Source organism: Vibrio sp. T11.5 (assembly GCF_027587155.1).
Lineage (GTDB): Bacteria > Pseudomonadota > Gammaproteobacteria > Enterobacterales > Vibrionaceae > Vibrio > Vibrio neptunius.
On the sequence record NZ_JAPPTP010000001.1, the window covers coordinates 386,006 to 407,616 of the forward strand.

19 protein-coding genes are annotated in these 21,611 nt (G+C 44.9%); 9 read left to right on the top strand and 10 right to left on the bottom strand.

The genetic code is table 11. The features are described 5' to 3' along the window. The first annotated feature begins 203 nt into the window (after window positions 1–203). From OH455_RS01820 to OH455_RS01835, 4 genes are read left to right on the top strand one after another with little or no spacing between them, the layout of a single operon-like run. Window positions 204–1,346 carry an ABC transporter substrate-binding protein gene (locus tag OH455_RS01820; protein WP_269980124.1) on the top strand — a complete coding sequence of 381 codons (1,143 nt, stop codon included), beginning with the start codon at window positions 204–206 and terminating at the stop codon, window positions 1,344–1,346. A 27-nt stretch (window positions 1,347–1,373) separates the two neighbouring features. Beyond that, window positions 1,374–3,083, top strand: coding sequence for an ABC transporter permease (locus OH455_RS01825; RefSeq protein ID WP_269980125.1), 1,710 nt, complete (start codon window positions 1,374–1,376; stop codon window positions 3,081–3,083). Then, the gene (locus OH455_RS01830) at window positions 3,049–3,699 is read left to right on the top strand and encodes an ATP-binding cassette domain-containing protein (protein WP_269980126.1); all 651 of its coding nucleotides are present in this window, start codon (window positions 3,049–3,051) and stop codon (window positions 3,697–3,699) included. The genes OH455_RS01825 and OH455_RS01830 overlap by 35 nt, the downstream gene beginning before the upstream one ends. Then, complete coding sequence (locus tag OH455_RS01835; RefSeq protein ID WP_269980127.1) at window positions 3,692–4,297, top strand: CDP-alcohol phosphatidyltransferase family protein; 606 nt, start codon at window positions 3,692–3,694, stop codon at window positions 4,295–4,297. The genes OH455_RS01830 and OH455_RS01835 overlap by 8 nt, the downstream gene beginning before the upstream one ends. Before the next feature lie 272 nt (window positions 4,298–4,569). Here OH455_RS01835 and OH455_RS01840 read toward each other — a convergent pair whose 3' ends face one another. The 3 genes from OH455_RS01840 to OH455_RS01850 form a co-directional block, all read right to left on the bottom strand. Continuing rightward, a complete protein-coding gene (locus OH455_RS01840; protein ID WP_269980334.1) occupies window positions 4,570–5,502 on the bottom strand; it encodes a class I SAM-dependent methyltransferase in 933 nt (310 codons plus the stop codon). 11 nt (window positions 5,503–5,513) lie between these two features. After that, on the bottom strand, window positions 5,514–6,209 hold the full coding sequence (locus tag OH455_RS01845) for a TIGR01621 family pseudouridine synthase (protein ID WP_269980128.1): 696 nt from the start codon (window positions 6,207–6,209) through the stop codon (window positions 5,514–5,516). Between the two features lie 122 nt (window positions 6,210–6,331). Then, the gene (locus OH455_RS01850; RefSeq protein ID WP_269980129.1) at window positions 6,332–7,762 is read right to left on the bottom strand and encodes a sodium-dependent transporter; all 1,431 of its coding nucleotides are present in this window, start codon (window positions 7,760–7,762) and stop codon (window positions 6,332–6,334) included. Window positions 7,763–8,166: 404 nt separating this feature from the next. On the opposite strand from OH455_RS01850, the gene cls reads away from it, so the two are divergent. From cls to OH455_RS01870, 4 genes are all read left to right on the top strand, one after another. Further along, window positions 8,167–9,621, top strand: coding sequence for a cardiolipin synthase (cls, locus tag OH455_RS01855; protein WP_045974383.1), 1,455 nt, complete (start codon window positions 8,167–8,169; stop codon window positions 9,619–9,621). Window positions 9,622–9,708: 87 nt separating this feature from the next. After that, window positions 9,709–10,914: a cystathionine beta-lyase gene (locus OH455_RS01860; RefSeq protein WP_269980130.1), complete on the top strand. Its 1,206-nt coding sequence runs from the start codon at window positions 9,709–9,711 to the stop codon at window positions 10,912–10,914. A 239-nt stretch (window positions 10,915–11,153) separates the two neighbouring features. Continuing rightward, window positions 11,154–12,077 carry an esterase/lipase family protein gene (locus OH455_RS01865; protein WP_157634002.1) on the top strand — a complete coding sequence of 308 codons (924 nt, stop codon included), beginning with the start codon at window positions 11,154–11,156 and terminating at the stop codon, window positions 12,075–12,077. A 10-nt stretch (window positions 12,078–12,087) separates the two neighbouring features. Continuing rightward, a complete protein-coding gene (locus OH455_RS01870) occupies window positions 12,088–12,945 on the top strand; it encodes a lipase secretion chaperone (RefSeq protein ID WP_269980131.1) in 858 nt (285 codons plus the stop codon). Window positions 12,946–12,967: 22 nt separating this feature from the next. Here the strand turns inward: OH455_RS01870 and OH455_RS01875 are convergent, their stop codons facing one another. The 7 genes from OH455_RS01875 to pspA form a co-directional block, all read right to left on the bottom strand. After that, on the bottom strand, window positions 12,968–13,528 hold the full coding sequence (locus OH455_RS01875) for a DNA-3-methyladenine glycosylase I (RefSeq protein ID WP_269980132.1): 561 nt from the start codon (window positions 13,526–13,528) through the stop codon (window positions 12,968–12,970). Window positions 13,529–13,589: 61 nt separating this feature from the next. Then, entirely contained in the window at window positions 13,590–16,691 is a 3,102-nt protein-coding gene (locus OH455_RS01880; protein ID WP_269980133.1) for an efflux RND transporter permease subunit, read from the bottom strand. Next, the gene (locus tag OH455_RS01885) at window positions 16,684–17,769 is read right to left on the bottom strand and encodes an efflux RND transporter periplasmic adaptor subunit (protein ID WP_206372578.1); all 1,086 of its coding nucleotides are present in this window, start codon (window positions 17,767–17,769) and stop codon (window positions 16,684–16,686) included. The genes OH455_RS01880 and OH455_RS01885 overlap by 8 nt, the downstream gene beginning before the upstream one ends. Window position 17,770: 1 nt before the next feature. After that, entirely contained in the window at window positions 17,771–18,802 is a 1,032-nt protein-coding gene (locus OH455_RS01890) for an efflux RND transporter periplasmic adaptor subunit (RefSeq protein ID WP_269980134.1), read from the bottom strand. Between the two features lie 133 nt (window positions 18,803–18,935). Beyond that, a complete protein-coding gene (gene pspC / locus OH455_RS01895) occupies window positions 18,936–19,325 on the bottom strand; it encodes an envelope stress response membrane protein PspC (protein WP_269980135.1) in 390 nt (129 codons plus the stop codon). Beyond that, window positions 19,318–19,551: an envelope stress response membrane protein PspB gene (gene pspB / locus OH455_RS01900; RefSeq protein ID WP_045974392.1), complete on the bottom strand. Its 234-nt coding sequence runs from the start codon at window positions 19,549–19,551 to the stop codon at window positions 19,318–19,320. Before pspB ends, pspC begins: the two co-directional genes overlap by 8 nt. A 171-nt stretch (window positions 19,552–19,722) precedes the next feature. Continuing rightward, window positions 19,723–20,391, bottom strand: a complete 669-nt coding sequence (gene pspA / locus OH455_RS01905) for a phage shock protein PspA (protein ID WP_269980136.1) — start codon at window positions 20,389–20,391, stop codon at window positions 19,723–19,725. 216 nt (window positions 20,392–20,607) lie between these two features. On the opposite strand from pspA, the gene pspF reads away from it, so the two are divergent. Beyond that, entirely contained in the window at window positions 20,608–21,606 is a 999-nt protein-coding gene (pspF, locus tag OH455_RS01910) for a phage shock protein operon transcriptional activator (RefSeq protein WP_269980137.1), read from the top strand. The last annotated feature ends 5 nt before the right edge of the window (window positions 21,607–21,611 follow it).

Consider the following 21,611-nt stretch of genomic DNA (forward strand, 5'->3'; position numbering starts at 1 on the left):
CACCCACAAGGATAAACGAAAGCAGTCGATTGATGGCTGCTTTTTTGTTGCCCGTAGCAAAAGAGAACAAATCTCATACAAGCCGTCTACCATTCCTGCAAATACATAAAAAAATTAAATTTTTTCAGTCATAATGAATGAAAAGCATGGATAGCACGGTCTATCACAAAACTTATAGATTCATTCAAAGGGTAAGGACAACCATGAAAAGGCTGATCACTTTCATCTCTGCTGCACTTCTGTCTGTCGGAGTCACAGCGCAAGACAATTGGCAACAAGTAACAGAGCAAGCAAAAGGACAAACCGTGTACTTCCATGCTTGGGGTGGCAGTCAAGAAATCAACAACTATCTGCGCTGGGCAGATAAACAATTGCAATCACAATATGGTGTGACGCTAAAACATGTCAAAGTCACGGATATCGCCGAAACCACAACTCGCTTAATTGCAGAGAAAGCAGCCGGAAAGAACACTGGCGGCAGTGTCGATATGGTTTGGATAAATGGTGAAAACTTCAAATCAATGAAGAACAACCAACTGCTTTTCGGCTCTTTTGTTGAACGTTTACCGAGTTGGCAAAAAGTCGATAAGTCGTTGCCCGTTGATAGTGATTTCTCAGAGCCTACTGAAGGATTAGAAGCACCTTGGGGGGTAGGCCAGTTGGTATTCATCCACGATAAGATGACGCTCAACAACCCTCCAGCGTCGTATGCTGAAATGCTCAGCTATGCCAAAGCATTTCCGAACAAATTGAGCTACCCTCGCCCACCCGCATTCCATGGCACCAGTTTTCTTAAAGCCGTATTAATCGAACTGACCGCTAATGATCCGTCTCTAGCCAAACCCGTTGAACAAGTCGATTTCAATGCTGTCACTGCGCCTTTGTGGAAGTACCTAGATGAATTTCACAAAGTCGCATGGCGCCAAGGCAAACAATTCCCGGCCAGCTCTGCTGAGACAGTTCAACTGCTAGACGATGGGCAGTTGGATTTAGCCATCACGTTTAATCCAAACTCAGTTTATTCCGCACAGGCGAATGGTAATCTGGCCGAAAGTACCACTGTGTATGCCATGGATGGAGGCGCTTTGTCGAACATACATTTCCTAGCGATTCCATGGAATGCGAATGCGACAGAAGGTGCATTAGTCGCGATTAATTTTCTCTTAAGCCCTGAAGCGCAATCACGCAAAGGCGATGTGTCTATCTGGGGCGATCCATCTGTACTTGAAAATCAATACCTGACAGGAAGTGCAAAGAAAACGACCTTATTTAAATCCGTTGCCGAACCACACCCTAGCTGGCAGGCTGCTCTGGAAGCAGAATGGCAAAAACGCTACGGTAATTAAGAACAATCGTTAAGTTACGAGAGCCAGATGTTAAGAGCTGCGTACATAGTATTAATTTTGCTTTGCATTGCACCAACAATCCCCGGATTAGTTGGTGTAATGCTCTCATCATTTGGCTACGTTCCTCCTGTTGGCCTGTTCAATTTCTCACTCAGCAGCTATCAGCAGTTTTTCGAATGGCCTGGGATCAAGCACTCTATTGGGCTGACTTTATTCAGTTCTGTAGTGAGTACTTATCTTTCTTGCTTAATCTGCTTTGCCATTCTTCAAAGCCTTTGGTTAGACCGCCATTGGCGTAAAGTTGAAGCACTGCTGTCACCTTTGCTAGCAATGCCTCACGTTGCTTTCGCGATTGGATTTGCTTTTCTATTCGCCCCAACCGGTATGGTTGCACGCTTGTTAGCACAAACCTTAGGTATTGACGTCGACACACATGAAGTAACTTGGTTAGTCCATGACCCGTATGCACTGGGCTTAGCCATGGCACTTTCATTTAAAGAAGTACCATTTTTGCTACTCATGAGCATTCCCGTTTTGCAGCAGATTAAAATCGACAAACTGTATCAAGTCAGCTCCTCTCTGGGGTACTCACCTGCACAAATGTGGTGGAAGTCGGTCTTCCCTCTTTGGTTAGTAAGAATGCGCTTCGCTTTGTTTGCCGTGATGGCTTATGGTGTTTCCGTGGTCGATTTAAGTTTGATCTTGGGCCCAACCAATCCACCTACTTTGGCCGTATTAGTCTGGCAGTGGTTTAACGATCCGGATTTATCACTAATACCTCGTGCGGCATCAGGTGCGGTTATGCTGTTTGTTTTAGCCAGTTTACTTTTAGTCTTAATCGTGCTGGTCGAAAAACTACTCGTCGGTCATTTTGGTCAATGGCAATACTCAGGTCGAAGAGGGTTTAATCTCCCCGGGAAAACGCTGTTTACCTTCTCGGCCATTTTAGCCGGCGTCATGTTTCCACTAATGTTGATCTGGAGTTTCGCTCATCGATGGCGCTTTCCGGACCTTCTCCCTACCCGATATAGTGACCGCTTTTGGAACAATGAGTGGCTCAATATATTACCGACGATTAACCAAAGTTTGATCATTGCTGCCGTCACCGCTTGTTTTGCTGTGATATTAGGCGTTGTGGCTCAGGAAAGTCGTATCCGTTTTCGCTTGCATTTGCCAGGTTATGTCATTGCTTTACCTATGCTTATCCCGCAGCTTTCTATCTTGTTTGGTATCCAGATAACCACTCTCTACTTGTCCGGTGACGCCTATTACGTTTGGGTTATATGGTCACACGTGTTCTTCGCGTTTCCATTTGTGTACTTAGCACTGGATGGCCCATGGCGAAGCTATGACAACAACTATACTCGAGCAGCATTAAGCCTTGGGAAAACACCTCTTTTTGTTTTTTTTCACATTAAGGTTAAGTTGTTGCTGCCTGCCATCTTGTACGCGTGGGCTGTCGGAGCCAGTGTGAGCTTGGCGCAATATCTACCCACTTTGATGCTCGGTGGAGGCAGGATTGCAACCGTGACCACGGAAGCTGTCGCTCTTTCGAGTGGCTTCGATCGACGCGTTACTGCCATCTATGCGATTTGGCAAGCCATCTTGCCATTTGTATTCTTTGTCTCTGCCATCCTCATTGGTAGATTCGCATTGAGACAACCTGATTATCAACAACAAACGAACAAGGATGCCCTTACACATGACGCTGTCCCTAGAAAGCCTCGCCATCCATAAAACCAACGGTGAAGCCCTATTCTCTGATTTGAATATATCCGTTTCAGCACAGGAAGTCGTTTGTCTAATGGGCCCCAGTGGATGTGGGAAATCAACCTTGTTGAGCTTAATTGCAGGGCATATGAGTAGCGAGTTTGTCCATTCCGGGCACGTGCTACTGAATGGCATTAACTTGGCTGAACTTGAACCTCATCAGCGACAAGTTGGAATTCTGTTTCAGGATGATTTGCTATTTCCACATTTAAACGTGTGGCAAAATCTCGCTTTTGCCCTTCCTAACTCAATCAAAGGCGATGAAAGACGCCATCAAGCTATAACTGCATTGAACAAGGTTGAGCTATCAAAACTCTCGGACTCTTTTCCTGACCAGATCTCCGGCGGCCAACGTGCGCGTGTCAGCTTACTCAGAATGTTGCTGGCCAAGCCTAAACTGGCGCTGTTGGATGAACCATTTAGCAAACTGGATAAAGAACTTAGAACACAGTTTCGTGACTGGGTCATCGCTCAACTGGTAGAAGCAAACATCCCTACTCTGATGGTGACACATGATAAAGATGATGTTCCTGAGAGTGGACGGATATTGAGTTGGCCGTGGGAGACTACTCATCATGCTTGATAGATTTAGTATCAAAATCATTCGCTCTCCTTTAGCCATTGTTGCCGCTGGATTGGATAAACTCGGTGTGACCGCAAACCAAACGACGCTAAGTGGTTTTCTTCTTGGGTGTCTGGCGTTTCCCGCTTTGTGCTTTGAGCAATACGAGCTGGCACTTGTGTTGATCGTTATTAACCGAGTGTTTGATGGTTTGGATGGCGCATTAGCTCGGCGTCAAGGCATCACAGATGCAGGTGGGTTTCTCGATATCAGCCTCGACTTCTTGTTTTATTCTCTGATCCCATTTGGCTTTGTGGTCGCCAATCCAGAGCAAAACGCGGTAGCGGGCGCCTTTCTCATTTTCTCATTCATTGGTACTGGCTGCAGCTTCCTTGCTTTTGCTGTCATGGCAGGGAAACGGGGAATAGAGAATCCTGTTTATAAAAACAAATCCCTTTATTATATGAGTGGTCTGACTGAAGGCACTGAAACCATAGCGTGTTTCATCGCGTTTTGTCTTTTCCCGCAGCACTTTGCCATCATTGCTTACCTATTTGGCACAGCTTGCTGGTTCACGACCTTTACTCGCATCTATTCAGGTTTCCACACTCTGAAATAGACATAAAAAAGGTCGCTCAATGCGACCTTTTTTAAAAGACAAAATTGATTATCACTGCAACCAACAATCCAGAGAAGAAACTCGGAACATGAAACTGACGTTTCGGCATAGATTGATATTCTAGTACTGGCCCTTCTTGATATGTTTTCTTTGATAATTGCTTGATGTAGTCACTCTGCAACTGCGTTCTCCCAACTGAAGTGAATCTGAATTCAGCATAGAAGCTCAAGTTAAGTTGAGGTCAAGATGGAACGACAAAGATTTCAGTGCATTTAGCGAAACAGCATCACTTTAAGCGCCGCTTCACTATCGACATCAGCAAATTCTGGCGGATTATCTAACCGTTGAACAAAGCTCAGCACGGGTGCTTCTTCCTTCATGCTTTCAATCAAGAAATCACTACTAACCTGAGGAGAGTTCACACATGCAAGCACTTCGCCCTTTTCGGTGAGTAACTCAGGCAAACGACGCAGAATTCTTTTGTAGTCTTTGGTTAGCGCAAAGCTGCCTTTTTGAAATGAAGGTGGATCGATGATGACTAGATCATAAGGTCCGGATCTTTTTATTTTTCCCCATGACTTGAATATATCGTACGCGAGAAATTTCACTTGATTAAGGTTGTGCTCATTCAATCTATGGTTATCTCTCCCTTTCGACAATGATGACCTTGCCATGTCGACATTCACTACTTGATCAGCGCCACCATCAATAGCCGCAACAGAGAATCCACAGGTATAAGCAAATAAATTGAGAACATTTTTATGTTTAGCATGCTGCTGAACCCACTCTCGACCTAGGCGCATATCGAGAAACAAACCAAAATTTTGGTTACGACCAATATCGAGTTGGTACTTCAACCCTGATTCAACCACAACAGGTTTAGTGTTCAGTTCACCGAGGATCACCTCCGATGGCGCACCTTCGCTGTATCTATGCTGGATAACCGCACATTTAACACCTTTCTCCTGCCATAGCGCAGTTTGAGATAACTCATGCAATCCCTGTTTGAGCTGTTCAAGAAACTTATCGTCAACACTCTTGAATATATTGATCAGCAACTGGCAATCGACCCAATCACAAGTGATCTGCTCTAAACCTTGGTAAACACGGCCTCGACCATGAAATAAACGCCTGACTTCGTTAGAAGCACTCGATAACTGCTCCGAAATGTGAGCAAAGAATGTAGGAAGTTGTTCAACCTGCATACTGGTTCCTGTTATTTTTTGATTTTCGGCCATGAAAGATCCCAAGGTTTTAACCAAGCATTAATGCCTTGGCTGACATTTTCCTGCTGCCATTTTTCTCCAAGCAGAGCACTTTCTCTAGGATCACAGACAAACTGGAATGTTTTTCCATGAAACTCAAATTCAAGCGCAAATGCATGGAGGTAACCTCGGTCTGATTTACTGGCGGGGGTATAAATCGCATCACCGACGATAGGTGAACCGACCGACTTTAGTGCTACCCTGATTTGATGCGTTTTACCTGTATGGGGCTTGCACAAGAACAAACGCTCTCCCGGTTCCGCGCTAGCTGAAAGAAACTGCGTGATCGCAGGATTTGAATGAGAGTTGGTCAGTTTCCATGCCGAGCGACGCGAACGCTCCATATCACCACTGACAAGCCCTTGTTTCTTTTTAGGCTTCTTACTACCAATCGCCAAATAGAATTTCTCCACACGACGTTGAGCAAATTGTGCCGATAACTCACTTGCCGCCGTAGCGTTGCGCGCAAGCAAAAGAAGCCCAGAAGTCATCTTATCCAATCGGTGCACAAGGTAAAGTTGCTCATCTCCAGTAAATAATGCCACTTCATGTAGCAACATGGTTTCGCCATCATCTTTATGAACTGAAACATTGGGGTGTTTGTTAATGACGACAAAGTCTGAGTGAGAAAAAACGATATCAAACATAGAGGGCTCCACTTTGGACGCATGAGTATACCTGTTATGCGATTGAATTCCATGAGTAGATAAGCAAATAAAAACGGGAAGCCATACTGGCTTCCCGATTATGCTGTTGTCTGGATTCAGCGTTACAGTTTCTTAGAGAAGAGACCAGCAAGCGCAATGATACCAATACCCAGTAACATGATTTCACCTTTGCCACTATCGAAGCCAGATTTAATGCCCATGAAAGCAACGATTGCGATAGCAACAGGAATAACGAATTTCACTAGGTTGTACCATAGACCAAATAGAGGGAAAGGTACTTTACCGTCGTTAGTGATTTCTTTCTCAAGCTCGGCACGACTTAGACGCCAGCCCGCAAAAATACATACCAACATACCGCCAACAGCTAGGAAGATCTTGTCAGTCAGTAAGTCGAAAATGTCGAATGCACCTGTACCAAACAGAGTTGGACCTACACCATTCAGAGATAGAGAAGCAAACACACACAGCGCCGCCATGACCGAGCTGGCTGCGATTACCGCTGTTGGTCGTTTCATACCTTTCTCATCGATTAGGTAAGAAACCACTACTTCAAGCAATGAAACTGACGATGTTAATGCTGCAACAGTGAGACCGATAAAAAACAGCAGCGCGAAGATAAGGCCAATAACACCACCCATTTCAGCGAACAGCTGAGGAACAACAACAAACACTAAACCAGGACCGGCAGCGGGCTCCATACCAAATGCGAACATCGCTGGGAACATGGCCACACCAGCTAGAATAGCAACACCCGTATCCATTGCTGTAACCATACCGGTAGTCTGTACTAGATTCTCTTTCTTCTTCAGGTAAGAACCGTATGTCATCATACAACCCATACCGAGACTTAGTGAGAAAAACGCCTGGCCTAGTGCAGCCAATACGACATTGCTATCCACTTTAGAGAAATCTGGCATAAATAGAAACTCTAAACCGGCCATTGCACCTGGCAGCATTAAGCCTTTTACCGATACAACGATCAGGATGAGGAATAGCAGAGGCATCAGAATCTTGCCCGCCTTTTCGATACCGCCAGAAATACCTTTAATTACGATAGCGATGTTAAACATCAGGTAAATACCCATCCACATCAATGGCTGGAAAGGGTCAGAGATAAAACCACCAAAACTATCGCCGATCGCTTCTGGAGTATTGAGTAGTCCACCACCAACTTTAAAGATGTACGCCAGTGCCCAACCACCTACTACTGGGTAGAAACCCATGATAAGCAAGCCACTGAAAACACCGATGACGCCAGCAAATGTCCAACGACGATCGGTAGACTTAAACGCACCGACTGCAGATAGACCTGTCTTACGGCCAATAGCGAACTCTGTCAACATAACGCTAAAGCCTATAAAAATAACAAAAATCAGATAGATAGCTACGAACGCACCGCCGCCACTCTCACCTGCTGTGTAAGGAAACTTCCATATATTGCCCAAACCCACAGCAGAACCTGCTGCGGCCATTACGAAGCCTAATTTAGACCCCCATGTATCACGGGGCTTTGCACTTGTACTGGTAGCCACGGTTACTCCATTAATAAATTCATTAGTTGTGTTTGCTAGGTTAGGCGTCGAAAAGTTGAGTGTGCAATTTTGTTTACACCTTTTAGAATTCTGAGTGACCCTAACATTGTGGCAAGTAAAGCAGTTTGGGAGTAAAATTGAAACCCCAAAAAGTATAAATTCCCACCACGACACGGTGTAGCATGCTTAAACGCTGCTTTTTTAATCAAAACCCTCCTCTTTTATCTACAATTTACATTCTCATAACATAATAATTCTATTCCTGATATTTATCTAACCACTTATGTCACATTACTCATAACAACATTTAGCAACGAAATTTTGTTGTCGGCGCTGTGAACTGGATTTAATATCTAAGCTAGCCATCCACTACGCACAACCAATTGATTTATTCAGGAAATTGAATGGAAAAGTTCTATCACTTCCTCACATTAGCAGGCATTGTCTTTTACTGGATTCTAGTTGCAGGAGTGACTTTGCGCGTCGTTCTGAAACGGAGAGCCGTTAGCGTCTCTCTCGCATGGCTAATGATCATCTACATCATTCCCATTGTTGGGGTCGGATGCTACTTCCTATTTGGTGAATTGAATCTCGGGCGGAAAAGAGCAGAACGTGCAAAAGAGATGTTTGCTCCTTTCGCTAAATGGTTTTCCAGTCTTAATGAATGCCATGCACACGATACTAAGACCTTTGGACGCCACATCTATCGCATTGATGAGTTGTGCAACAATCGCTTGGGCCTGCCAGCCTTGAGTGGCAATACACTGTCTCTTCAGAGCTCGCCTACTGAAATACTCCACTCCATCATTAATGATATTGAGAGTGCGCAGACAAGCGTACGAATGGTTTTTTACATCTGGCACCCGGGTGGGCTTGCTGATTCAGTCGCCTCCGCACTAATAAGGGCTGCAAAGCGTGGAGTGGACGTCAAACTGCTTCTCGACTCAGCAGGCAGCCCACGCTTCTTCCGCAGTCCGTGGCTCAAGATGATGCAAACCGCTGGTGTGGAAGTAGTGCAAGCATTGGAAGTAAGTCCTTGGCGTATTTTTCTGCGTCGCCTCGATCTCCGTCAACACCGCAAGATCATCGTTATAGATGACAATATTGGCTATACAGGCTCAATGAACCTCGTTGATCCAGCTTTCTTCAAACAAGAGTCAGGCGTCGGGCAATGGATCGATATGATGGTCCGTGTCACTGGCCCAACCGTAAATGTCCTTTCTGCTATCCACTGCTGGGATTGGGAAGTGGAAACTGGTTCTCGTTCACTCCCTCAGCTACCTGAATGCCGGCTGGATCCAAATGAACCTCAACATCCAGTGCAAGTTGTTCCTTCTGGGCCAGGGATGCCTGAGCATCTGATTTCACAGGTGCTGACACTCGCGATTAATCAGGCTAATCAATCCGTGAGGATAACCACTCCCTATTTCGTCCCCAGTGCAGATCTACTCGAAACCCTCAAAATGACGGCGCAAAGAGGCATTTCCGTCGAACTGATTATCCCGCACAAAAACGATTCACTGATGGTCCAATGGGCTTCGAGGGCGTTTTATGCTGAGTTAATGGAAGCTGGTGTAGAAATTTACGAGTTTTATGGTGGCCTATTGCATACCAAATCGGTTGTTATTGACCAACAGTTCTGTTTAGTAGGAACCGTTAATATGGACATGCGCAGCCTTTGGCTTAATTTTGAGCTCACATTGGCTATCGATGACGAAGCATTCACTAAAGAGATGTATTGGCTTCAAGAGAATTATATGCAAACCTCCCATCAAGTGAAGTTAGAGGAATGGAAAAAGCGCTCTCTATATTCACGTTTCTTAGAGCGTACTTACTACCTATTTAACCCACTTCTGTGATCTGTTATTTCTTACTCTTGCCCCTCTTGCTATTCATGCGTTGCCATGTTTTAAATAGAGCAACGCATTTTCAGGTAAGGACTTCCAATGTCAGAAGGCAAGCAAACAAAACTCATCACCGCAGGTCGTGATGAAAAATGGACCAATGGTGTCGTTAATCCCCCCGTTCAACGAGCTTCTACTGTCGTGTTTAATACGGTTGCTGAAAAACACCATGCAACCGTTAACCGCGCAAACAAAACACTCTTTTATGGTCGTCGCGGCACCAACACTCATTTTGCTTTCCAAGATGCAATGGTTGAAGTTGAAGGCGGCGCAGGTTGTGCTTTATACCCTTGTGGTACAGCGGCGATTTCAAACGCGATTCTCTCTTTTGTCGAGTCGGGTGATCATATTCTTATGGTTGATACCTGCTATGAACCAACCCGCGACTTCTGTGACAAGATCATGAAGAAGATGGGAGTAGAAACCACCTATTACGACCCTGTGATTGGAGAAGGTATTCGCGATTTGGTTCAGCCTAATACCAAAGTACTTTTTCTAGAATCACCTGGCTCTATCACTATGGAAGTGCAAGACGTTCCAACCTTAGCCAAGATCGCTCACGAACATGACATCATTGTGATGCTCGACAACACTTGGGCTGCTGGTGTGAATTTCTCGCCTTTTCAGCACGGTGTTGATATTTCTATTCAAGCGGCGACTAAGTATATTGTTGGTCACTCAGATGTAATGTTAGGCACTGCCATCGCCAACGAAAAGCATTGGGATCAACTGCGTGAGCAAAGCTACCTGATGGGTCAATGTGTGTCGCCGGATGATGCTTATTTAGGGCTTAGAGGTATCCGCACACTAGATGTCCGACTTCGCCAACATGCTGAAAATAGCCTTAAGGTTGCCAAGTGGTTACAAAGTCGACCTGAAGTCGATCACGTGCGACACCCAGCTTTAGAAAGCTGTCCCGGTCATGAGTTTTACCAGCGAGATTTCAATGGCGGTAATGGCCTGTTTTCATTTGTACTCAAAACCAGCTACCCACGGGCTACTACAGCACTACTTGATGGAATGAAGCATTTCAGCATGGGCTATTCTTGGGGAGGTTTTGAAAGCTTAATTCTGGCAAACGAACCGAAAAGCTTCAACAGCTTGAGAACCATTGCCAATCCAAACTTTGATGGCACGTTGATCCGCCTGCATATCGGTTTGGAGAATGTTGAGGATCTGATCGCTGACCTTGAGCGAGGTTTTGAACGCTACAACTCACTCATTTTAGAGCAGTCCGCGACGGCTTAACGCTAGCCAATTCAATCAAGCCCCTGACTCAGGGGCTTTTTTTTTAAATCAATGATATTATTGAATATTTTATCAATTAAAAATGTTATTAATATGTTAATTGATTGTGTTGTTTTGTATCTCCAATTCACAATTCTATTGCTTACTATCCATTCAAATTTCGTATAGATCAGTTTCTGCTCTACTGTTTAGTTACTCATCAGAGGTCAAACCAGAAGGAGCTAATTTTGAAACACAAACTGATACTTGCTGTGCTCTGTATTTTCAGTTTAGGGCTATCAGCAACAACCAGCGCATCCGGTGCGAGTGGTTACACTCAAACTCAACATCCCATCGTGCTAGTTCACGGGTTATTCGGCTTTGATACTTTGGCAGGCGTTGACTATTTCTACGGTATTCCTCACGCATTGACCAAAGATGGTGCCAAGGTGTACGTCGCCCAAGTTTCCGCGACCAATAGCTCGGAAGTTAGAGGAGAGCAGTTGCTTGAACAAGTGGAAACTTTACTTTCAGCAACAGGCGCAGCAAAAGTGAACCTAGTCGGACATAGCCACGGTGGTCCTACTGCGCGTTACGTGGCATCTGTCAGACCTGATCTTGTCGCTTCTGTCACCAGTATCGGCGGTGTCAACAAAGGCTCTAAAGTCGCTGATCTCGTTCGTGGTACCGTACCGGAAGGATCGGGGTTGGAGGCCTTGGCAGTCAAACTAGCCGAAGGACTAACGACATTGATTAATCTGTTGTCTGGTGGTGGCGACCTCGACCAAGATCCTCTTGCTTCATTGGATGCATTGACGACTGAAGGTTCACTTGCGTTCAACCAACACTACCCTGAAGGCATTCCTACTACTGAATGTGGCAACGGTGAATTACTCGCTGATAATGGAGTCTATTACTACTCTTGGACAGGTTCTTCTACCTTTACCAATATCTTCGACCCAACAGATGCCGCAATGACCATTCTAGGCTTAGCATTCAATGAACCTAATGATGGACTGGTTGGGGCTTGTAGCACTCACTTAGGTCAGGTTATTCGTGACGACTACAAAATGAATCATTTGGACGAGATCAACGGCTTGCTAGGTATCCACCATTTATTCGAAACCGATCCTGTTACCCTTTATCGCCAGCATGCCAATCGCCTGAAACTTCAAGGTTTATAGGAACGACAAGATGAAAAAGACCGCTCTAATAACAACAGTGATGATCGCCTCGATGAGTCTTGGAGCGGTCTATTTTGTCAATCAAGAAGACGGCGAAACTGTGATAAACCAATCACAATCTCAACGAGATACCCAGATCGACACCTCCTCAAGTCGAGACTTGTTTGATTACGCGCTAAGCAGCTTAGGTGAACAAGAGTTAGACCAAATTAAAGCTCAGATACAAAGCTTTCCTAAACACCAACAAGGTCTAGTCGTCGATGAAGCACTCTTCGAGACCTATTTACAATACAAAACCGAACTTGCAACTTTAGAGTCTTTTACCTCACTTAAAATCACCCTAGCCGATCTAGAACAATTGCATCGGCAGATTATGGCGCTACAAAGCCAGTATTTTACTGACGAACAGATACAGACATTGTTTGGTGAAGAAAATAGATTACGCCAGCTCGCGATCGATAAACTCGCGATAGCCAATCAAAACTTGGATGCGGAGTCACAAGCGCAATGGTTAGAAGAGACCTTAGCCGACCAACCTGACTACATTCAGCAAGCAGAACGCAACAATCAGCTCATTATCGGGCTTAACCAATCGGCTCAAATGGATGAACAAAACAAACATTTGACGCGCGTAGAGTTAGTAGGGGAAGAAGCTGCAGAGAGGCTTGATAAACTAGACGCCAAACGTGAAAAGTTTAATACTCAGCTCGACAGCTACTTGCAGCAAAGAAGCGTAATCCTATCTGACAACACCTTATCGGACGATGACAAGCAATCTCAAATCGCATATCTGAGAGAGCAAAATTTCGACTCTGTGCAATGGCGAAGAATCGAGGCATTAGAACGCATCCATGATCAAAATTTGTAGGTCATAGGTTGCGTCTAAGCCGTCAATACTTGGGTTTCTTAGGGCAACTCACCAGATGGTCATCGACCATGCCAACCGCCTGCATAAACGCGTAGCAAATGGTCTCGCCCACAAATTTGAAGCCTTTCTTTTTCAGGAATTTGCTCATGGCTTTTGACTGCTCTGTCGAGGCTGGCACTTGGCTCATCTCTTGCCACTGATTGACCCTAGGCTTGCCATCCACAAACTGCCATAAGGCGTGTGATAAGCTACCGTATTCTTCAATTAATTCTTTCGCGGCTCGCGCGTTACTGAACACGGACTTAATTTTGCCTCTGTGCTTAACCACATCATAATTTTCAACAATATGCTCAGCGTGCCCATCCTCATACGCTGCCAATATATCCAGATCATAACCTTCAAAGGCTTGTCGGTAGCCTTCGCGTTTTTTTAGAATGGTGATCCAACTCAATCCTGCTTGGGCTCCCTCTAAAGTAATAAACTCAAACAATACCTTATCGTCATAAACGGGAACGCCCCACTCTTTATCGTGGTATTCACGCTCAAGCTCATGATTCATCGCCCATGCACAAGTGGTATCCATTGCTTTCTCCTTAAATAAAACGCCCCCGACAAAGTCAGGGGCGTTTTCGATGTTAGTTGAATCAGTTTGGCACTTTTACTTTGTGAAAGATACGATACAACACTGGTACGACAATAAGTGTCAGTATTGTCGCAAATCCCAAACCAAACATGATGGTAACAGCCATTGGCTTAAAGAATATATCCGGTAGCAGCGGAATCATACCTAGGATCGTGGTAATAGCGGCCATACACACGGGACGTACGCGGCTCAAAGAAGCGTCCACGACGGCCAGATAGGGTTCTTTACCTGACTTCATTTCAATTTCTATTTGGTCGAGCAGTACAATACCGTTTTTGAGTAACATACCGGATAAGCTGAGGAAACCGAGTAATGCCATAAAACCAAACGGAGTGTTCAATGCCAACAGGCCAGTTGTCACGCCAATAATAGCAAGTGGAACGGTCAGCCACACAATCAGTGGTTCCTTCACGGTATTGAACAGGAACACTGTCACCAGAAACATAAACAAATAACCCATAGGCATGGTTGTGAACAATGAAGCTTGTGCATCACCAGATGACTCATACTCCCCCCCCCACTCCAACTTATAACCTGATGGAAGTTCAATCGCTTCAATCTGAGGCTGCAAGCGTTTCTGCAATGTCGCTGCCGTCTCTTCGCCAAGCAAGTCTGGGTCTGCCATCACTGTCAGCATGCGTTTTCGGTTCTTGCGTACTATGATGGGATCTTCCCAACGCATGTCGTAACCTAGGGTTACTTGCTGCAATGGGATGTATTCGCTTAATGCCGGGCTCCAAATTTTCATCCCTTCAATATTTCGAATATCCACACGCTCTTCTTCTGGTAACCGAGCCACAATAGGCATAAGCGTTGTACCATCACGATACACACCGACTGATTTTCCTGAGAATGACATAGCAAGAAATTCGTCCACATCTGACTTAGTGATACCATAACGTCGAGCCTGACCCTCGTTAAACTGTGGTTCCAATACTTTAGTACGCTCGCGCCAATCATGACGGATGTTGGTCGCACCCGGGTCAGCATGCATAATGTCTTCAACTTGCTTGGCAATAGTTCTTAATATAGTCGGATCAGAACCGATAAGACGAGCTTCTATCTTAGCGCCACCACCTGGCCCCAATTCAATTTGCTTGAGCTTGTAATTGATTTCTGGAAACGTTTTTTCGACGTGGGCTCGGAAATCAGACATCAACTTAGCCAATTGTTCATAGTTCTCGACCCGAGTCGTGATCTCGCCATAAGCCGCATAACTCTTCTCTGGCGCGTAAGTGAGCATGAAACGTTGCAAACCTTTACCCGCTGTGGTCGTAATATGCTCAACACCATCCTGTTCAGACAGCCAAGACTCCAATGCCTTAAGCTTTGTATTGGTTGCTCTAATGTCTGTCCCTTCCGGAAGCCAGATATCTGCTTGAAATATTGGCGTTGTTGATGATGGGAAGAATGACTGTTTTACGAACGTGAAACCGTAGATACTGACCACTAAGCCCACAATCATTACAGCAACCGTCAACCAAGCGCGCTTCATACAGAACTCAAGGAAGCCCTTATACAATACGAATATCATGCCGTTATACGGATCGCTATCTTCACCTCCACCTTTCGTCTTCTGTCCTTTGAAAAAGAGGTCTGCAAAAAACGGCGTCAGGGAAATCGCAGTAAACCAGCTGAGCATGAGAGAAATGAGGAGTACAGTAAATAGAGTGCCACAGTACTCACCCGTTGCATCCTCTGATAATCCAATAGGAGCAAATGCGGTTACAGCAATAACAGTCGCCCCCAGTAACGGCCACTTTGTTTGAGTGACAATATCGGTGGCCGCTTGTAACCTTGTTCTACCTTTTTGCGTCCCTATGAGTATCCCTTCGACCACTACGATGGCGTTATCCACCAGCATACCAAGTGCGATGACCAGGGCGCCGAGTGAAATACGTTGAAGATCGATGGCAAAATACTTCATAAAGATAAAAGTGCCCAACACAGTCAGCAGCAGAATCAAACCAATAAGCAGACCTGAACGCAGCCCCATAAAGAACAGTAGAACGATAATGACGATCGCAACAGCCTGTCCGAGGCTCACAACAAAACCACTCACTGATTTATCTACTTCTTTTGGCTGACTATAGATTTCAGAAATATCAACACCAACAGGTTGCTGGTACTTGAGCTCTGCGAGGCGACGATCGAAACGTTTCCCTACTTCAACCACGTTAACACCTTGAGCAAACGAGACACCTAGGTTCAACGCCAATGAGCCGTTGAAGGTAATAATATTGTCCGGAACGTCAATATATCCCCGCTTAATTTCGGCAACATCACGAAGATAAATCAATCCCTGAGCACCGCTCTCCGTGATGATCAAATCACCCAGTTGATCGACATTCTCAAACTCACCCGTCGGTTGAATACGTATATACTCACTACCAACCCGAATGGCGCCCGCATCAGAAACCACGTTTTGAGTCGACAGCAGATTAAACACGGTGTCAGGAGCTAAACCTAAACTGCTCAAACGCTTCATTGAAATTTCGATGAAGACTTGCTCTTGTTGCTGACCAGAAACAGAGACCTTACTTACACCATCAATCAGCTCCAATTCACGCCTTAAATAGTCGACGTAATCGAGTAGCTCCTTGTAACTGTACCCTTCTCCCGTTACAGCAAGCAAAATACCGTAAACATCACCAAAATCGTCAATCACCTGAGGGGGATTCACACCCGGTGGAAACTGGCCTTCTAGGTCATTAACCTTGCGGCGCAACTCATCCCAGATTTGCGGTAAATCGTCTGGGCCGTAGTTGTTCTTCATTGTCACCGTGATTTGAGATAACCCACGACTAGAAATCGAGTTTACCTCATCAACATACGTAAGCTGCTGAATCGCTTTTTCGATCGGATAGGTCACCTCTTCTTCGACTTGTTGGGGCGTCGCCCCAGGGTAAGAAGTCACGACCATGGCGTCTTTAATAGTAAAGGCAGGATCTTCCAAACGACCTAAGCCGAAGAACGCTGCTACCCCACCAATCAAAAAGATCAGTGAAATCATCCAACTGATGACACGATTGCGAATAAAATACGCGGCGATACCTGTTATCTCTTCGTCTTTTAGAGACGGTTGATTATTTTGCTCAGTCATTGCCTGCCTCCTGATGTACGATTTCAACCTTCATCCCTTCCCTTAAACGAGAAATGCCCGCCACTATTACCTGCTGTTGACTTTCAAGGCCATCAAGAATTTGCAAATCATTTTTGGTCACTTTACCAACCGTTACTGCTTGTTTAGAAACAGTGTTGCCATCGTCTAAAACCCAGACATATTTGTTCGAACGGCCAATATCGTCGCCATCAGCATTGAACACAGCTTCAATAGGTACCAATACACCAGCGTTCAAGCTGAGGCCTACGTCATCACCTTCAGACGTCACTTCAACCGCCATACCGTCCAAAATAAACTCTTCATCAGGCATAGGGAGTGACAGGGTCACGGTAAATGTACCAGTGGCAGGGTCTGGCTCGGTGGTGAATTCTTTTATAGAAGCTGAATATTCATTTCCACTTGGTACTTTCACCAAAGCTTGAATACGTGACAAGGTTTCGGGATCCGGTTGATTGACATACAATCGATCCGGTAACTGAATCAGAACTTCAACATTTTCGAGGCTATGAATATTAACAACCTGCTGCCCAACCTGAACATTTTCAAACTGATCAACACTGACGCGGGAGATAATGCCATCCACGGGAGCAAGCAACTCGGTGAAAGAGAGCCTTAGCTGGGCTAGCCTCAACTCTGCAAAGGCAATCTGTCGATTTGCAGCAATTTCATCGAATTGAGATTTCGCTAACAAGCCTTTATCGACTAAAGGTTTCGACCGCTTGTACTGGCTATCAACCACGCTGTACTTTGCCGATGCATTGTCAACAGCCAGTTTATAATCCGTAGGGTCTAGCTTGGCTAACACATCACCCTTTTTAACTTGGTCACCTTCTTTAACATTGAGCTCACTGATTTCTCCTGCAACACGGAAACTGAGATGTGAGCGTTCTGCGGCATTGGCCACTGCAGGGAAATACAAATTGTCGCCTTGTGTTCCACTGCCTACTTCCATGACTTTTACTTTAGGTAAACCAAAATCCACATACTGATTTTCAGCACCACAGCCAGCAAGAATTGCAGCTGTGGAAAGCATACTCAGGCTAATCCAGTGCTTCATATTACAACCCTCGCTCCTTGACCCACTCTCTCACTTTGATACCAGGCTCAATTCCGCTGACACCAGAGATAATGATACGGTCACCATCATTTAAGCCACTTTTCACCTGACGTTTGTCGTTTAAAACAATCGCGGCTTTCTCAACCACGCCTGTCTGACCGACACGCCACACGCAGGTTTTGCCGTTTTCTTCGAAGATAGCGGCACTAGGGATTCGAGTCGCTCCGGTTGCATCTACTTTGACATGCACCTCACCCGCCATACCAGGAAGAATACCGATGTCGGTTGGACGTTCCATTACCATTGTGACTTTGTATGAACCTGTTTTAGGATCGGCTTCAGTATCGACTTCTTGGAAAGTGAGTTCGTAACTATTCTCTGGGAAAGCATCAAACTTCATCGTAGCGGTAAGGTTGATACCACTCGCGAAACGATTAAGTAAATGATCTGGAAGCTGGAATTGCACCTTCATCAGCTGATTGGTCTGGATGTTCATCACGCCTTCTTTAGCCGCAATATATTCATAGTTCTCAGCTGGAATGATCGAGATAGTGCCATCATATGGCGCAACTAATTTGGTATAACGCAGATTGGCGCGCGCTTGTTCTAAAGTCGCCTTTGCCGAATTGTGGTTGGCTTTAGCTTGATCAAAGTCTTGCTCAGAAACGACCTTATCAACGCGAAGCTTTTTATAACGTTCATATTGAACGTCGGCCAGACGATATTGCGCCTCAGCTTGTTTGGCCAACAACGAATATTCGTCTGGGTTTAAAGAAGCTAGTACTTCACCTTTAGTTACAGGTTGACCTGAAAGCACATCGATAGATTGAAGTTGACCCGGGACTCGGAAAGCTAAAACGGCTTTGTCACCAGCTTCAGATGTGGCGGGAAAATTTCTTTCAAACTGAGCATTGCCAACTGAAACAGTAAAGAGTTTTGCAGGTCTGGAGTCGGGTTCAGGGACAGGAGGGAGCTCCTTACCACAGCCGCTTAGGGCTGCAGCCATGGCGAGAAGCACGAGATTCTTGTGCATAGTCAAACATCCATTTGTCACTTGTAGATACAAAGATAGATGAATGATTACCCGACTGCCAGATACATACCAGTAAATTATTATGAAAATTAGTAATTTGCTGAAAAAAGATAGTCGCACTTCTCACTATGAGCTATAAACTTTTAAACTCTCGGTCGACTTTAAATGTGTCAGATGTTACATACGCTTCTAGATCACGAATGTTGCCTTCGAGCCTATCAAAATCTCTCTCAAGCGTCTCTAGCAAAGCGCCTGGAGTCTGACCTTGTTGCCATGGCTTACTTTTCAGCTTATGCTCCTGCTCACTCTTCAGAGACTCAACATAATTGGCAGGCTGTTTCTCAATCATAAACGTCATCGCTACATACGCCAGCAGTACCAAGAAGCTACCGCCTAGAAGCGCAGCAGATATGACCAATATTCGAATCAACCAAACTTCAGTACCAAAGTAGTTTGCTAAGCCTGCACAAACCCCAGAAAGCTTACCATTGGTAGTATCACGATACAGTTCTCGTTTATTCATATCTACGTCTCCAATTGGGGGTTTCTTCATCAAGAATGCGCTCTAGCGTGTTCACTCGCTTTTGCATCTGATCGGCTTTTTCTGACAAGGTTTGTAGCCTTTGAAAATCGTCTTCCGATAAACCACCTGCTGTTTTCTTCTTACTGCGATAATGCAGTAGCAGCCACAATGGAGCGACAAAAATCAAGAAGACAATCAATGGTCCAGCAATAAGAAATGACGACATAAGCGACTCCTAAATAGGCAACAGTTTTACTGTCAGCAAATCCTCTGCTTAGCGTAAACTGTTATAAAATCAATTAAATAAAACTAAGTACTTCAATACTTTTTAATGAAACGATCCTTTAGGCTAAGTCAGGTGGTGCACCTGACCTATGCGCTCGGATGAAGAAGGATATTACTTCTTTTCGCTCATCTGTTTTTTCAGGTTTTGGAGCTCTTTCTCAATCTCATCTTGAGCTTGAAGTTCAGCAAACTCTTGATCTAAAGATTTCGAATTTCCTGACTTAGCGTACACATCAGCTTCAGCTTCTAACTCATCAATCTTGCGAGAGTATTGCTCAAATTTCGCCATTGCTTCAGACGTACGCGCAGTGTGCAAATGCTTTTGCACATCACGTCTATTTGATGCTGCCTGAGAACGAATAGTGAGAGCCTGCTGCTTAGCTCGAGTTTCGGTGATTTTACTCTCAAGTTTACTAATTTCACCAGTGAGTTTTGCAATCGTTTCTTCTACTAACGTTTGTTCAGTATGCAGACCTTTTAGTACATCTTGCAGCTTTTGCTTTTCAATTAGCGCTGCCCTTGCTAAGTCTTCACGCTGCTTAGTCAGAGCCAAAGTTGCCTTCTCTTGCCATTCAGTGATTTGTTCTTCAAGGGCTTCAACTTTACGTGACAACTCTTTTTTATCCGCAATAGCTTTAGCGGAGTTTGTTCTTACCTCAACCAAGGTATCTTCCATTTCTTGAATGATAAGACGAATCATTTTTTCAGGATCTTCAGCTTTATCCAATAGGGCGCTGATGTTTGAATTTACGATGTCGGCGAAACGAGAAAAAATACCCATAACTTAGCTCCTTATGCTGTAATCAATCACTACTGTCGCAAATTGATTGCATCTAATGTTCATAGTAGGTTTCACTTACTCATGAACTAACCAAGATACGTGCCAACTTATAATTTCCATATAAAACAATACATTAAGAAAAATTTCATTGTAATTTTATCTAATCTATGATGAATTTAACTAACAATAGGTAAATTTCACCATCGGAGTGGTTTCATGCAACAGAATCTCATTGGCGAGTCACCGGCTTTTCTTTCGGTCCTAGATAAGGTATCCAAACTGGCCGCTATAGAAAGGCCCATTCTGATCATCGGTGAGCGAGGAACGGGTAAAGAATTAATTGCACAGCGCCTACATTATCTTTCGAAACGGTGGGACCAGTCACTTATCTCTCTCAACTGCTCGACTTTAAGTGAAGGCTTGATTGATTCAGAACTGTTCGGTCATGAACAAGGCGCATTTACTGGTTCTAAGGGTCGTCACAAAGGGCGCTTCGAGCGTGCTGAAAACGGTACGCTATTCCTCGATGAACTCGCCACCGCTCCGTTGTTGGTCCAAGAGAAACTACTGAGAGTCATTGAGTACGGACAGTACGAACGTGTCGGTGGACACCAACTGCTTAATGCCAACGTGCGTTTGATTTGCGCAACCAATGCAGACCTTCCCATGATGGCTGAAAAGGGAGAGTTCAGAGCAGACTTGCTCGATAGACTCGCATTCGACGTCATCCATTTACCACCGCTTCGCCAACGCCAAGAAGACATCTTGCTGTTAGCAGAGTACTACGCCATAAAAATGTGTCGAGAGTTAAGCTTTGAGTACTTCGTTGGCTTTTCTCCCAATGCTGAGCGGTCACTACTTGATTACCAGTGGCCGGGAAATGTCCGTGAACTGAAAAACGTCATAGAAAGAGCCGTCTATCAGCATGGGCAACAAGACGTACCCATTGATAACTTGATATTCGATCCTTTTGCATCCCAGTGGCAAACGAAACCCAAACGCACTGAGATAGGATCAGGCGCAACGACAGAGCAAGCTACTTATCACTTTCCGATCGACTACAAAGTTTGGCAGGAAAGCCAAGATATCGAACTGTTAAAAGCAGCACTTGAAGAGAGTAAGTATAACCAACGGAAAGCTGCCGATATGCTGGGTCTGAGCTATCATCAGCTAAGGGGGATGATTAGAAAGTATAACCTCTCCAATCTCTCCTAAACACA

What these genes read in the sequence shown, in the direction of transcription:
- OH455_RS01820 (WP_269980124.1), top strand. Translation starts at nt 204, where the DNA reads ATGAAAAGGCTGATCACTTTCATCTCTGCTGCACTTCTGTCTGTCGGA.
- OH455_RS01825 (WP_269980125.1), top strand. Translation starts at nt 1,374, where the DNA reads ATGTTAAGAGCTGCGTACATAGTATTAATTTTGCTTTGCATTGCACCA.
- OH455_RS01830 (WP_269980126.1), top strand. Translation starts at nt 3,049, where the DNA reads ATGACGCTGTCCCTAGAAAGCCTCGCCATCCATAAAACCAACGGTGAA.
- OH455_RS01835 (WP_269980127.1), top strand. Translation starts at nt 3,692, where the DNA reads ATGCTTGATAGATTTAGTATCAAAATCATTCGCTCTCCTTTAGCCATT.
- OH455_RS01840 (WP_269980334.1), bottom strand. Translation starts at nt 5,502, where the DNA reads ATGCAGGTTGAACAACTTCCTACATTCTTTGCTCACATTTCGGAGCAG.
- OH455_RS01845 (WP_269980128.1), bottom strand. Translation starts at nt 6,209, where the DNA reads ATGTTTGATATCGTTTTTTCTCACTCAGACTTTGTCGTCATTAACAAA.
- cls (WP_045974383.1), top strand. Translation starts at nt 8,167, where the DNA reads ATGGAAAAGTTCTATCACTTCCTCACATTAGCAGGCATTGTCTTTTAC.
- OH455_RS01860 (WP_269980130.1), top strand. Translation starts at nt 9,709, where the DNA reads ATGTCAGAAGGCAAGCAAACAAAACTCATCACCGCAGGTCGTGATGAA.
- OH455_RS01870 (WP_269980131.1), top strand. Translation starts at nt 12,088, where the DNA reads ATGAAAAAGACCGCTCTAATAACAACAGTGATGATCGCCTCGATGAGT.
- OH455_RS01875 (WP_269980132.1), bottom strand. Translation starts at nt 13,528, where the DNA reads ATGGATACCACTTGTGCATGGGCGATGAATCATGAGCTTGAGCGTGAA.
- OH455_RS01880 (WP_269980133.1), bottom strand. Translation starts at nt 16,691, where the DNA reads ATGACTGAGCAAAATAATCAACCGTCTCTAAAAGACGAAGAGATAACA.
- OH455_RS01885 (WP_206372578.1), bottom strand. Translation starts at nt 17,769, where the DNA reads ATGAAGCACTGGATTAGCCTGAGTATGCTTTCCACAGCTGCAATTCTT.
- OH455_RS01890 (WP_269980134.1), bottom strand. Translation starts at nt 18,802, where the DNA reads ATGCACAAGAATCTCGTGCTTCTCGCCATGGCTGCAGCCCTAAGCGGC.
- pspC (WP_269980135.1), bottom strand. Translation starts at nt 19,325, where the DNA reads ATGAATAAACGAGAACTGTATCGTGATACTACCAATGGTAAGCTTTCT.
- pspB (WP_045974392.1), bottom strand. Translation starts at nt 19,551, where the DNA reads ATGTCGTCATTTCTTATTGCTGGACCATTGATTGTCTTCTTGATTTTT.
- pspA (WP_269980136.1), bottom strand. Translation starts at nt 20,391, where the DNA reads ATGGGTATTTTTTCTCGTTTCGCCGACATCGTAAATTCAAACATCAGC.
- pspF (WP_269980137.1), top strand. Translation starts at nt 20,608, where the DNA reads ATGCAACAGAATCTCATTGGCGAGTCACCGGCTTTTCTTTCGGTCCTA.